At 40.2% G+C, this 12,970-nt stretch carries 13 protein-coding genes; all 13 read left to right on the top strand.

The window, feature by feature from the left end; translation table 11 throughout:
- Positions 1 to 2: 2 nt before the first annotated feature.
- The 13 genes from CYP05_RS05910 to CYP05_RS05850 all read left to right on the top strand — a co-directional run bounded on the left by CYP05_RS05910 (position 3) and on the right by CYP05_RS05850 (position 12,749).
- Positions 3 to 1,649, top strand: coding sequence for a flagellar hook-length control protein FliK (locus tag CYP05_RS05910; RefSeq protein WP_103642283.1), 1,647 nt, complete (start codon positions 3 to 5; stop codon positions 1,647 to 1,649).
- Complete coding sequence (locus CYP05_RS05905; protein ID WP_223154848.1) at positions 1,646 to 1,915, top strand: FlhB-like flagellar biosynthesis protein; 270 nt, start codon at positions 1,646 to 1,648, stop codon at positions 1,913 to 1,915. Before CYP05_RS05910 ends, CYP05_RS05905 begins: the two co-directional genes overlap by 4 nt.
- Positions 1,916 to 2,036: 121 nt before the next feature.
- Positions 2,037 to 2,603 (top strand): CheB methylesterase domain-containing protein, encoded by a 567-nt coding sequence (locus CYP05_RS05900; RefSeq protein WP_103581427.1) that lies wholly within the window; start codon positions 2,037 to 2,039, stop codon positions 2,601 to 2,603.
- On the top strand, positions 2,593 to 3,417 hold the full coding sequence (locus tag CYP05_RS05895) for a CheR family methyltransferase (protein WP_103642282.1): 825 nt from the start codon (positions 2,593 to 2,595) through the stop codon (positions 3,415 to 3,417). Before CYP05_RS05900 ends, CYP05_RS05895 begins: the two co-directional genes overlap by 11 nt.
- A gap of 88 nt (positions 3,418 to 3,505) precedes the next feature.
- A complete protein-coding gene (gene gyrA, locus CYP05_RS05890; protein WP_103642281.1) occupies positions 3,506 to 6,127 on the top strand; it encodes a DNA gyrase subunit A in 2,622 nt (873 codons plus the stop codon).
- A 44-nt stretch (positions 6,128 to 6,171) separates the two neighbouring features.
- On the top strand, positions 6,172 to 6,672 hold the full coding sequence (locus CYP05_RS05885) for an LPP20 family lipoprotein (RefSeq protein ID WP_002939671.1): 501 nt from the start codon (positions 6,172 to 6,174) through the stop codon (positions 6,670 to 6,672).
- The gene (locus CYP05_RS05880; protein ID WP_084041423.1) at positions 6,648 to 7,040 is read left to right on the top strand and encodes a hypothetical protein; all 393 of its coding nucleotides are present in this window, start codon (positions 6,648 to 6,650) and stop codon (positions 7,038 to 7,040) included. Before CYP05_RS05885 ends, CYP05_RS05880 begins: the two co-directional genes overlap by 25 nt.
- Before the next feature lie 12 nt (positions 7,041 to 7,052).
- Positions 7,053 to 8,207: a sigma-54-dependent transcriptional regulator gene (locus tag CYP05_RS05875; RefSeq protein ID WP_103642280.1), complete on the top strand. Its 1,155-nt coding sequence runs from the start codon at positions 7,053 to 7,055 to the stop codon at positions 8,205 to 8,207.
- 70 nt (positions 8,208 to 8,277) lie between these two features.
- Positions 8,278 to 9,303, top strand: coding sequence for an aspartate-semialdehyde dehydrogenase (locus tag CYP05_RS05870; RefSeq protein WP_103642279.1), 1,026 nt, complete (start codon positions 8,278 to 8,280; stop codon positions 9,301 to 9,303).
- 92 nt (positions 9,304 to 9,395) lie between these two features.
- A complete protein-coding gene (locus tag CYP05_RS05865) occupies positions 9,396 to 9,902 on the top strand; it encodes a YqhA family protein (RefSeq protein ID WP_103570282.1) in 507 nt (168 codons plus the stop codon).
- Positions 9,903 to 9,994: 92 nt separating this feature from the next.
- Positions 9,995 to 11,017 carry a uroporphyrinogen decarboxylase gene (hemE, locus tag CYP05_RS05860; RefSeq protein ID WP_103642278.1) on the top strand — a complete coding sequence of 341 codons (1,023 nt, stop codon included), beginning with the start codon at positions 9,995 to 9,997 and terminating at the stop codon, positions 11,015 to 11,017.
- Entirely contained in the window at positions 11,007 to 11,921 is a 915-nt protein-coding gene (locus CYP05_RS05855; RefSeq protein ID WP_103642277.1) for a radical SAM protein, read from the top strand. The genes hemE and CYP05_RS05855 overlap by 11 nt, the downstream gene beginning before the upstream one ends.
- A gap of 3 nt (positions 11,922 to 11,924) precedes the next feature.
- On the top strand, positions 11,925 to 12,749 hold the full coding sequence (locus CYP05_RS05850; protein WP_021083617.1) for a pyridoxamine kinase: 825 nt from the start codon (positions 11,925 to 11,927) through the stop codon (positions 12,747 to 12,749).
- Positions 12,750 to 12,970 lie beyond the last annotated feature (221 nt).

The following is a 12,970-nucleotide window of genomic DNA, read 5'->3' as shown; positions in this document are numbered from 1 at the left end:
AAATGGACGTAGCAAATTCTCTAAACATATCAAACACCTCGGTTCAAACTGGGCAAAATGCTGCTCAAAACGCGCCTGTCCGTAAAAACGAGGGTTCGCTTTTTAAAAATCAGCCAGCTGGGACGCCAAGCGAACAGAGCGTCTCAAACGCCCTTGATAACGTTGGCAAGCTAGTTGCTAGGGTGCTTGATGATCTAAAAAGCGCTTCAAGCCTTAGTAAAGCTGAGCAAATTTTATCTCAGGCAAAAGATACAAAGATCGCTCCAAATTTAGCTAGCGAGCTCTCTGACCTTGTCAAAAGCCTAGAGAGCGAGGCTGCGCAAAATGAAAGCCCTGAGATAAAGAGCCTTGCTCTAAAACTAAAAGAGTTTCTAAAGCCAATAGCTGATCTTAAAGCTGGCTCGCTAAATGATCAGATAAAAAACTCTGGCGTCATGCTTGAAGCAAATTTAAAAGATGCGCTTACCCCAGAGAAGCTGCCAAGCTCGATACAAAAGCTACTAAGCGATATAAAAAATCTCTCAAATCAAAATTTACTTAGTCAAATTTTAACCCTAAATGATGAGAGCTTGGATAATCAAGACTCATTTATGAAGCTTACTTCTATGCTTGAAAAAGCGAGCGGTGATGCTAAAAACATCCTTGATAACTCGAGCGTAAAAACGCTTTTAAAAGATGTGGATAAGCTTGATAATGTGGCTAAATTTCTAGATAAAAACTTCTCAAAAGAGCAAAGCGCAGACGCTGTTAAAAATCAGACCAGTAAGATGGAGAATTTCATCTCAAATTTAAGTGAGAAGGTAGCAAATTTAGCTAGCGAAAAACTAAATCAAAGTGTGGCTTTTAGCTCAAATCACAAAGAGCTAAAAGCTATCCTTGAGAGCCTAAAAAACGATCTAAAAATGTTAAATAACATAGGCGATGAGGCTGGACTTGTAAAGGCGTTTAACGAGGTTAGCGACGTCTCAAAAGAGGGCAGCTTGCAAGATAAGCTCCAAAGTGCAGCAAGACGCCTAGCTCATAGCCTTAGCCTAGCAGACCCAGAAGCTAGCACGGCAAAAAGCGATCTAGCTGAAAGTAAGGCGCTTTTAAAGCAGCTAAAACTAGCCACAAATGATATAAATAACATCACGACAAAGAGTCAGAGTGAAATTTCAAAAGTGCTAAATCAAGATGTAAAAAGCACGCTTTTAAATATCAGCGAAAAGAGCCAAAACGCCCAGACCGTCAATGCTGCAAATAAGATGATCTCGCAAATAGAGATGCACCAGATGGTCTCAAGCCTGCAAGGAGGCATACAAACTTATATGCCTTATATCTGGGACGGCGTGGAGGGCGGAAATGTCGCGTTTAAGCAGGGTAAAAAGGATAAATTTTATGCCCAGATCGATCTAAATTTTAAGAAATTTGGACAGATAAACGTGATGGTTGGGCTTGTGGATAAACGCTATATCGATCTATCGGTGGCAACGCAGACAAATGAGTTTAAAGAGCTTATCTTGTCTAGCTCAAGCGAGCTAAAGCAAGCTATCTCAAAGCTTGGACTAATTGTTTCAAATTTTAACATCAAAACCTTGCCAAAGGTGAAGCTAAACGATAGATTTAAAAATTTTGGCGGCCTTGATGTGGGCTTTGATAAGAAAATTTGATGCAAGTAAATAAGAAAAAAGCAGTCGCTCTTGGCTACAACAGATCGCAAGATAACGCTCCAAAGGTGCTTGCAAGCGGTGCTGGCGAGATAGCAAACAAGATAATAAGCCTTGCAAAAGAGCATGACATACCGATCAAAGAGGATCCTGATCTCATTGAAATTTTAAGCAAGGTCGAGGTCGATCAAGAGATACCGCCAAATTTATATAAAGCGGTGGCTGAGATATTTAGCTTTTTATATAAGATCACAAATAAAAAATCATAAAAATACCTTAAGAGTACTCACAAAAACACTATATATTTGCTAATTATTATTGATATTTAGCAGTAAAAATTTATACAAAATAGACGATATAGTAAGCACAAAATAAAATAAAAGGTAATTTGTGGCACAAAAATTAATATTAATTGGTGCATCAACTGGTGGTCCTGGACATATTAAGAAGCTATTAAAGGACATAAAGCTAAATGGTGCCATCATTGTGATAGCTCAACATATGAACAAGATGTTTATACATTCTTTCGCAGTACAAATAGGAAAAGAGTGCAATATAAATGTTGAAATTTTGACCGAAAAAACAAATCTGAAAGAAAATGTTGTCTATATATGTGAACAAAATACATTAGTGGCGCCAACTTTGCCAATAAGTGCAAAACCTAATCCTGAAGAAAAAACGATATATACACCAAATGTAGATGTTTTGTTTAGCTCTGGAGTTGGAATTTGTAAAAGCGCAAATGTGCTAGCTATTTTACTAACTGGCATTGGCGATGATGGTGCAGCTGGGCTTGATAAGCTTTATAAAGCAGGTGCAAAATGCATAGCTGAAAATGAAGAGAGTGCGATAGTTTATGGTATGCCAAAGCGTGCTAAAGAACTAAATCAAAATTTAAAATCGTTAAATCTAATGATGATAAGAAAAGAATTGGAGGATTTTTTAAATGCTTTTTAACAAAGATACAAAGGGAAGTGAAGCTTTGGAAGTAAAAGCACCAAGCGACATGGATGGATTTAACGAATTTATGAGTACTATAAAGACACTTTGTGGGGTCGATCTAGAGCCAAAGAGAGATATTACACTTCAAAGAATTAGCATTTTTGCTAAAAACCGCCAGATAAAGAGCTTTAAAGATCTAGTTTCGATGATAAGATATGACTCAAATTTGCGCCAAGATATCTTAAATCTAGTAACTGTAAATGAGACATATTTTTACAGAGAGCTGACACAGCTTAAAGATGTTATTTACTATGCTAAAGATCTTGGAGAGGCTAGAATTTTATGTGCGCCATGTTCAACTGGTGATGAGCCATATTCACTAGCTATGCTGGCCTATGAGCTAGGTTTCAAGCAAAATGAAATTTCAATCGTTGGCATCGATATAAACTCAGAAGCTATAACGAGCTGTCAAAAAGGTATTTTTAGTGAAAGAAGTCTAAATAGACTAAGCGATTTTCAAAAAGAGAGATTTTTTACAAAAATTGATGACAAATTCCAGATAAAAAAAGAAATTTTACCAAGGTGTGAGTTTAAAATTTTAAATGTTTTTGATGATGCGATATTTAATCTTGGAAAATTTGATATCGTCCTTTCAAGAAATATGATGATATATTTTGACGATGCGTTTAGACTAAAGTGCGTTGAGAGGCTGCACAAGCTACTTAAACCAGAGGGCAGGCTCTACGCAGGACACGCTGATCTTGTGCCTTACACCCCGCTTTACACAAAGCGTTTTTCAAACGGAGCTACATATTACGAGCGTGCTTAAGGGTTAAATTTAACCCAGGCCGCTTTGCCCTTAGAAAGTTTTTATCAATTTTTAGCTAAAATCCCACAAGCTAAATTTAAGGATAAAAATGAAAGACAATCTACTTGAATTAACTCAAGATATCGCTTCAGTTGATATCGAAGATTCTATAAAAAATAGCTATCTTGACTACTCTATGAGCGTCATCGTTGGACGTGCTTTGCCTGACGCTAGAGACGGACTAAAGCCAGTTCATAGAAGAATTTTATACGCTATGGATAACCTCGGCGTTGGCAGCAGAAGTGCTTATATGAAGTCAGCTCGTATCGTTGGTGAAGTCATCGGTAAGTACCACCCACACGGCGACATAGCGGTTTATGATGCACTTGTTCGTATGGCTCAGAAATTTTCTATGCGTTATCCAGTCGTTGATGGACAAGGAAACTTTGGCTCGATTGATGGCGACAGCGCAGCTGCGATGCGTTATACCGAAGCTAGAATGACTATGCTTACTGAAGAGCTTTTAAAAGATATCGATAAAGATACGGTTGATTTTGTACCAAACTACGACGATAGAGAGGTCGAGCCAGATGTTTTGCCTAGCCGTGTGCCAAATTTATTATTAAACGGCTCAAGCGGTATTGCGGTCGGTATGGCGACAAATATCCCACCACACAGCCTCGATGAGCTGATAGACGGTCTTTTACTACTTCTTGAAAACAAAGAGGCGACACTTGAAGAGGTGATGGAATTTATAAAAGGTCCAGACTTCCCAACTGGTGGTATCATCTTTGGTAAAAAAGGCATCATAGAGGCCTACCGCACAGGTCGTGGCAGGGTCAAACTAAGAGCCAAAACTCACATAGAAAAAAAGCCAAACAAAGACGTCATCGTCATCGATGAGCTACCTTATCAAACAAACAAAGCAAGGCTCATCGAGCAGATCGCTGAGCTTGTAAAAGATAAGCAGATAGATGGCATTAGCGAGGTTAGAGATGAGTCTGATAAAGACGGCATCCGCGTAGTCATCGAGCTAAAACGCGACGCTATGAGCGACATCGTGCTAAATAACCTATTTAAATCAACCACGATGGAGAGCACTTTTGGCGTTATTATGCTTGCTATTAATAACAAAGAGCCAAAGGTATTTAATCTTATCGAGCTACTTAAGCTATTTTTAAATCACAGAAAAACAGTTATCATTAGAAGAACGATATTTGAGCTTGAAAAAGCGCGCGCAAGAGCCCACATCTTAGAGGGTCTAAAGATCGCACTTGATAACATCGACGAGGTGATCGAGCTTATTAGAAATAGTGCTGATACGGCGGTTGCTAGAGAAGGCTTGATGAGTAAATTTAATCTCTCAGAGCTTCAAGCAAACGCTATCCTTGATATGCGTCTAAGCAAGCTCACAGGGCTAGAGAGAGAAAAACTAGAGGCTGAGTTAGCCGAGCTTATGGCTGAGATCGCAAGACTTGATGAAATTTTAAAGAGCGAGACATTGCTTGAAAATTTGATCAAAGAAGAGCTTCTTGAGATCAAAAATAAATTTAAAGTGCCAAGAGTTACTGAGATCGTTGATGACTACGATGATATCGACATTGAAGACCTCATACCAAATGAAAATATGGTCGTAACCATAACACACCGCGGCTACATCAAGCGTGTGCCAAGCAAGCAGTACGAGAAGCAAAAACGTGGCGGCAAGGGCAAAGTAGCGGTCACGACATACGACGATGACTTTATAGAGAGCTTCTTTACTTCAAATACTCACGATACGCTTATGTTTGTGACTGACCGCGGACAGCTATACTGGCTAAAAGTTTATAAAATTCCAGAGGGAAGCCGCACAGCAAAGGGCAAAGCGGTTGTAAATTTGATACAGCTGCAGCCTGATGAGAAGATCAAAGCGATCATCCCAACGACTGACTTTGATGAGAGCAAATCGCTAGCATTCTTCACTAAAAATGGCATCGTAAAACGCACAAATTTAAGCGAGTTTAAAAACATCCGCTCAGTTGGCGTAAGAGCTATAAGCCTTGATGAGAACGACGAGCTTGTAACTGCACTCATTGCTCAAACATATGATGATATGCCAGTAACTGACCCTGAAAATGAGCTAAGCGTTGAGACAGAGGTGCTTGAAGTTGAAGAGCTTCAAAACGAGATCGACGAAGATAATGTAAATGCCGAAGAAGACGCAAACTCAGGCGATGAGACAATGCTATTTGTCGTTACTAAAAAGGGTATGTGTCTTAAATTTAAGATCAGCAAAGTTCGCCAAATGGGTAGAACTGCACGCGGCGTAACTGGTATCAAATTTAAAGAGCCAGGCGATGAGGTCGTAGGCGCAGCAGTCATCGAAAGCAATGATCAAGAAATTTTAAGCATATCTCAAAAAGGTATCGGCAAGCGCACAACAGCTGATGAGTACCGCTTGACAAACCGCGGCGGCAAAGGCGTCATCTGCATGAAGCTAACAAGTAGAACAGGCGATCTAGTGGGCGTTGTGATGGTTGATGAAGAGCAAGACCTTATGGCTCTAACATCAAGCGGCAAGATGATAAGAGTAGATATGCAAAGCATCCGCAAAGCAGGACGTAACACAAGCGGCGTGATCGTCGTAAACGTCGATGGCGATGATGTTGTAAGTATCGCAAGATGCCCTAAGGCAGATGATGGCGAAGATGAGGATGAAGCATCAGGCGAAGATATGGGGCTTTTGGAATAAATTTTGCTATTAAATTTTAAATAAAAGCATAAAAAAGGTTGTTTATGAAGGTTAAAATTTTATCTTTTGCTTTGATGATCGCTATTTTTGGCGGCTGCTCATTTAATGGCTTTATGGGCGAGCCAACTAGCACATCAAACCGCAACGTAGTCATCCAAAAGGTCGATAAAGACGATCTTAGAGAGGTTATGAAAAAAGAGAAGATGATATATGATAGCGCTCCAAGAGAGACCACTTTTAGAGCCACAGGCGAGGGCATAGCTCCGCTAAATTCGCTCTCATACGCTCAGTCAGTCACTCTTGCAAAAAGAGCAGCGATGGCTGATGCTTATTCGCAGCTTGCAGGCAAGCTTTACGGCGTAAAGATCAACGCTGAAGACACCGTAAGAGACGCGATGCTAAACGACTCATCTATCACTTCAAAGGTTCAAGGTCTTGTTAAAAACGCAAGGATCGTGAATGAAAATTTCAAAGACGGGCTTTATAAGGTAAATATGGAGCTTAAGATAGACGAAGATAAGTGGCGAGAAGTCTTTTCTTACTAACGATACTTTTAAATTTCGCCTTTTGCCTGGAGGAGTTTATCTTCTGGGCGAAGGTCGATACGAAAAATCAAATAGTTGCCTTTGAAGAAATTTCATTTTCTAAGGCGATGACTCTAACGCCCAATCCAAAACCAAAATTTCTTTGCCAGATAGATGCTTTTAAAGATGAAAACACAACAACTCTTGGCTTTTTAAATTTACACAAAGATGAAATTTTTGACTGCTTTGCCTTAAAAAAAGTGATGATAAAAAATGAGCTTAATGTCAAAAATGCGCAGGTCACAAATGCTTCAAATTTGAAAATTTTGCCAGTTAGATTTATGGTGGAATTTAAGCCAAAATCCGCTATCATCGGCACACTTCAATAAAAAAGAGATCAAATGAATATTGTCATAGTAGAAGATGACATCAATATGCGAAAGTCGCTTGAGATCGCACTTGGCGAGTACGACGAGCTAAACATCAAGAGTTACAAGAGCGCAGTTGAAGCTCTAAAAAAGCTAAGCGACGACACTGATCTAATCATCACCGACATAAACATGCCTAAGATGGACGGACTCGAGTTCATTAAAGAGTTAAACGGCAAATTTGACGTCATCATAATGACAGGTAATGCGACACTTAACAAGGCGATCGAGAGCGTTAGGCTCGGCGTGAAGGACTTTTTAACCAAGCCATTTGACGTCTCAACTCTATATGAAGCGATAAAAAGGGTAGAAGCGCTAAAACAAAAAACTCCAAAAAGCATAAAAAAAGTTGAAACTAAAAGCGAAAATAACGGCTTTTTAGCCACTTCAAAGGCGCTAGAAGCCACGCTAAATATCGCGCTAAAAGCTGCAAGAACTGACGCTTCAATAATGCTTAGTGGCGAAAGTGGCGTTGGCAAGGAGATCTTTGCTAAATTTATCCACGCAAACTCACCTAGAAAAGATGCGGCATTTATCGCTCTAAATATGGCTGCGATCCCTGAAAATTTGATAGAAAGTGAGCTTTTTGGCTTTGAAAAGGGCGCCTTTACTGACGCTGCGACTACCAAAAAAGGGCAGTTTGAACTGGCAAATAGCGGAACGCTATTTTTAGACGAGATCGGCGAGATGCCTATAAATTTACAGCCAAAATTGCTTCGTGCTTTGCAGGAGCGCGAGATAACAAGGCTTGGCGCTACAAAGAGCGAAAAGATAGACGTTCGCATCATCTGCGCTACAAATGCAAATTTAGAGCTTGCTATGAAAGAGGGCAGGTTTAGAGAGGACCTTTTCTACCGCCTAAACACGATCCCGCTTTTCATCCCGCCACTTCGCGAGCGAAAGGATGAAATTTTGCCTATCGCGCAGGATGCTTTGGACAAATGCTGCAAAGAGTATGGCTTTGAGGCTAAAAATTTCTCAAAAGCAGCCAAAGAGGAGCTTTTGGGCTACGACTACCCAGGCAACATAAGGGAGCTCATCTCAGTCGTGCAGCGTGCAGCGATACTAAGCGAGGGTGATGAAATTTTGCCAAAAGATCTATTTTTGCAAGCACGAAGTAAAAAATAGGTAAAAATTTAAGTTTTTGGCTAGTAAAATTATGCAAATTAAGAAAATTAAAAGAAACCAAGGAGAGCAGATGAGAAAAATTAACGTAGCGGTCGTTGGTGCTACTGGAGCGGTCGGCGAAGAGCTTTTTAGAGTTATGGAGGAGGTTGATTTCCCAGTTGGTGAGCTTTTGCCACTTGCAAGTGCAAAGAGCGTTGGCATGGAGATCGAATTTAAGGGCAAACACTACAAAGTAAAAGAGCTAACCGAGAAAGTTTTTAGCGAGCACGAGATCGATATCGCATTTTTTAGTGCAGGTGGCTCAGTTTCAGAGAAATTTGCCAAATTTGCAGCTGACAGCGGCGCAGTAGTTATCGACAATACTAGCCATTTTAGGATGGATAAAGATATCCCGCTAGTTGTGCCTGAGTGTAACCCAAGTGACATTGCTATGTGGAAAAACCGCGGCATCATCGCTAATCCAAACTGCTCAACCATCCAAATGGTTCAAATTTTAAAACCACTAAATGACGCTTTTGGCATCAACAGGGTCGATGTTTCTACCTATCAAGCAGCAAGTGGCGCTGGCAAAGAGGGCATGGAGGAGCTTGTTGTGCAGATGCAAAAGTTTTTTGAATTTAAGCTTGATGAGTGCGAGCCAAAGGTATTTGCGCACCGCCTAGCGCTAAACGTGATCCCACACATCGACGTCTTTTTGGATAATGACTATACAAAAGAAGAGATGAAAATGGTCAATGAAACGCAAAAAATTCTTCACAAAGATATCGAAGTGAGCGCTACTTGTGTGCGTGTGCCAGTGCTTAGAAGCCACTCTGAGGCGATCACTATCCACTTTGACAAAGATGTGAGCGCAGATGCGGCAAGAGAGGTTCTAAGTAAAGCTCCAAGTGTCGTCGTAGTCGATAATCCGGCTAAAAAAGAGTATCCGATGCCTACTATCTCAAGTGATACAAACGAGACTTACGTTGGCAGGATCAGAGTTGATAACTTTAGATCAAATGTGCTTCACCTTTGGTGTAGTGCCGATCAGATCCGTGTGGGAGCTGCGACAAATGCCGTCAGGATCGCACAAAAATGGATCACGATGCAAGAGTAGCCTGAGCTAAAATTAATTGCGATTTTGCACCTAAAATTTAAGGAAAAAACTATAAAATACCCCCTTTTTAAATTTCACAAAAAGGGTTTTTATTGCGTAAAATATTCGAGAGAATTTTGCTTGCAAGCAACAGTTTCACGCTTTTTCCAGTAGTCTTTGGACTTTTAGGTGCGATCGTGCTTTTCATCATCGCAAGTTATGATGTCGGCAAGGTACTTTTAGAGGTTTATAAATATTTCTTCGCTGCAGATTTTCACGTTGAAAATTTCCACTCAGAGGTCGTTGGTGAGGTCGTTGGAGCGATCGATCTATACTTGATGGCGCTTGTTCTTTATATATTTAGCTTCGGAATTTACGAGCTTTTCATCTCAGAGATCACACAGCTAAAGCAGTCAAAGCAGAGCAAGGTGCTTGAAGTGCATTCACTTGATGAGTTAAAAGACAAGCTTGGCAAAGTGATCGTCATGGTTTTAATCGTAAATTTCTTCCAAAGAGTGCTTCATGCAAACTTCACAACTCCGCTTGAAATGGCCTATCTTGCGGCTTCTATCCTAGCGCTTTGCCTTGGACTTTACTTCCTTCACAAGGGAGATCACTAAAATTTTAAGCGTTTTTACGCTTAAAATTTCTCCTACATCTTTTCTTTAGCTATTTTTGGATAATATCCATTTAAAAATTTAAAGGAAATTTGATGATTTTCATAGACGCTTGCCTTAAAAAACCGACCCCATATACGCCTGTTTGGATGATGCGCCAAGCTGGCAGATATCTGCCAGAATATATGGCTGTAAGAGCTAAAGCAGGGGACTTTTTATCACTTTGCAAAGACTATAAAAAGGCTAGCGAGGTCACGCTTCAGCCAGTTGAAATCCTAGGCGTTGATGCGGCGATTTTGTTTAGCGATATCCTTGTCGTGCCTCTTGAAATGGGCATGGATCTGCGCTTTGAAAAGGGCGAGGGACCAGTTTTTACAAAGCCTTTGCGTGATGAGGCTGCACTTGATGCGCTTAGTATCGAAAGATCAGTTAAAGGCTTAGCATACGTCTATGACACGATCAAGCTTACAAGAGAAAATTTAGCCAAAGATAAGGCACTCATTGGCTTTTGTGGTGCGCCATGGACAATAGCTACATATATGATAGAGGGTGGTGGCAGCAAAAACTATGCGGTCTGCAAAAAGATGCTCTATCAAAATCCAGAATTTTTACATCAAATTTTAGAAAAAGTGACGCAAGCGCTCATCCTTTACGTCAAAGAGCAGATAAAAGCTGGCGTAAATGCGGTGCAAATTTTTGACAGCTGGGCGGCTGCGCTTGAAGAGCAGGCTTATTTTGAGTTTGGATTTAACTACATTAATAAAATAGTTGATAGTGTTAAGGCTGAATTTCCAGAAATTCCAGTCATCGTTTTTCCAAAAGGTATAAGCGGCTATCTGGATAAAATTTCAGGTAAATTTGATGTTTTTGGCGTTGATTGGAGCACGCCGATCGAGCTAGCAAAAGAAAAACTTAGCCCAAGATACGTCCTTCAGGGCAACATGGAGCCAACAAGGCTTTATAACAAAAAGGCGATAGATGAGGGCGTGGATAAAATTTTAAGCACGATGAAAGGCGCACCGCATATCTTTAACCTTGGTCATGGGATCTTGCCTGATGTGCCAGTTGAAAACGCAAAATATTTCATAAAAGAGGTTCAAAGAAAAAGTGCAAGATAGCACTCCAGTCTTTGGGCCGATAAATTCGCGCCGTTTTGGCATGAGTCTTGGTATCGATCTAAGCCCAAAGCAAAAATCATGCAATTTTGACTGTGTTTATTGTGAGCTAAAGGGTGCAAAGCCGGTTGAAGAGATAGAAAATCCACCAAGCGTTAATGAAATCATAAGCGCTTTAAAAGAAGCATTAAAAGCTCATCAAAACATCGACGTCATCACGCTTACAGCAAATGGCGAGCCAACTCTTTATCCGCACTTAAAAGAGCTGGTGGCAAAAGTAAATGAGATAAAAGGCAAGGCAAAAACTCTCATCCTAAGCAACGGCTCAGGCGCGAGAGATCAAAAAATTTGTGAAGCCTTGCAAGGGCTTGATATAGTTAAATTTAGCCTTGATAGCGCCGTGCAAAGCACATTTAAAAAGATAGACCGCAACAAAAGTGGCATAGAAGTTGGAGAGCTTGTAAAAGCGATGGCTAAATTTCGCAAGGACTTTAAGGGTGAGCTTGTGCTTGAAATTTTGGTCGTGGCCGGATTTAACGATAAAGAAGAAGAATTTATAGCGCTTAATGAGACTATAAATGAGATAGCTCCGCACCGAGTGGATGTGGGTACGATAGATCGCCCGCCAGCTTACAACGTAAAAGGCGTTGATGCTAGTAGTCTTGAAGAGCTTGCAAGCAAGATAAAAGGCGTGCCAGTCACCATAGCTAGGGCTCACAAGATAGAGCAAAAGTATAAATTTAGCAAGAGTGAAATTTTAGCCATGCTAGAGCGCCGTCCGCAAACTATGGCAAATGTAGAAGAAAATTTCTCAGAGCACTCAAAGCAAATTTTAAACAGCCTTTTGCAAGACGGCGTGGTTTATCAAACTGACGTTGCTGGCGTTAAATTTTATAAATTGAGATGATAGATGAAGCGAATTTTAACTATACAAGACATCTCGTGCGTGGGCAAATGCTCGCTCACTGTCGCACTTCCCATAATCAGCGCCCAAGGCATCGAGGCGTGCATCTTGCCAACGGCACTGCTCTCAACTCACACTGGCTTTAAAAATTTCACTTTTCGTGATTTGACTGATGAATTTGACGCTATAACGCAGGTTTGGCACAAAGAGGGCATCAGCTTTGATGGAATTTACACTGGATTTTTAGGTAGTTTTAGGCAGCTTGAGCTTATAGAAAAGGTCTTTGCTGAGTTTGATAGCGGCTCTTTGCTAAGGCTTGTGGATCCTTGCATGGGCGATAATGGCAAGCTCTATCACGGCTTTGATGAGAAATTTGTCGCAAAGATGAGAGAACTTTGCACAAAGGCACACGTCATCACGCCAAACATAACTGAGGCAAGTTTTATGTGTGAAAAGTCATTTTTGAGTGAGGGATACGGCGAGGATTACATTTTAGAGTTGCTTGAGGGCTTGGCTAGTTTTGGCGCGCGAAAGATCGTTTTAAAGGGCATTAGATACAAGCAAAATGAGTGTGGTATCATAGCTTACGATGCAAAAACGAAAGAAAAAGTGGAGTATTTTCACGAGTATTTGCCATTTCACGCAAGTGGCACAGGAGATATATTCGCTTCAGTGCTTTTTGGCTCGCTGATAAATGGAAAAAGCATGCAAAATGCTATCAAAAAGGCAGCAAAATTTGTGCTTGAGAGCATCAAGATCACGCTACAAGATAATAACCGCACAAAATATGGTGTGCAGTTTGAAAAATTGCTTAAAGATACTATTATTTAATGGTGATGATCTTTATTTGATAAAAAGCATTTATTTTTCAATATATTTTTTCTTTAATAATTTAATTATTGTCAAGTTTTTCTATTACTAGCAAATAGTTATTTTTATATATGGCGTGTATTTCGTGCGGTTTGATTAAACCTTGAGTGAATTTTTATCTAAATTTTCTTGTATAGTTTTAACATTATATTAAAAATTGTTCTTTAAATAAAGTAAGAAAT

The organism is Campylobacter concisus, assembly GCF_002913545.1.
Taxonomy (GTDB): domain Bacteria; phylum Campylobacterota; class Campylobacteria; order Campylobacterales; family Campylobacteraceae; genus Campylobacter_A; species Campylobacter_A concisus_AV.
This window is presented reverse-complemented; position numbering and strand designations above follow the sequence as displayed.

Coding starts and splice junctions, on each gene's coding strand:
- CYP05_RS05910 (WP_103642283.1), top strand. CDS start 3: ATGGACGTAGCAAATTCTCTAAACATATCAAACACCTCGGTTCAAACT.
- CYP05_RS05895 (WP_103642282.1), top strand. CDS start 2,593: ATGCTTTTTAACAAAGATACAAAGGGAAGTGAAGCTTTGGAAGTAAAA.
- gyrA (WP_103642281.1), top strand. CDS start 3,506: ATGAAAGACAATCTACTTGAATTAACTCAAGATATCGCTTCAGTTGAT.
- CYP05_RS05885 (WP_002939671.1), top strand. CDS start 6,172: ATGAAGGTTAAAATTTTATCTTTTGCTTTGATGATCGCTATTTTTGGC.
- CYP05_RS05875 (WP_103642280.1), top strand. CDS start 7,053: ATGAATATTGTCATAGTAGAAGATGACATCAATATGCGAAAGTCGCTT.
- CYP05_RS05870 (WP_103642279.1), top strand. CDS start 8,278: ATGAGAAAAATTAACGTAGCGGTCGTTGGTGCTACTGGAGCGGTCGGC.
- hemE (WP_103642278.1), top strand. CDS start 9,995: ATGATTTTCATAGACGCTTGCCTTAAAAAACCGACCCCATATACGCCT.
- CYP05_RS05850 (WP_021083617.1), top strand. CDS start 11,925: ATGAAGCGAATTTTAACTATACAAGACATCTCGTGCGTGGGCAAATGC.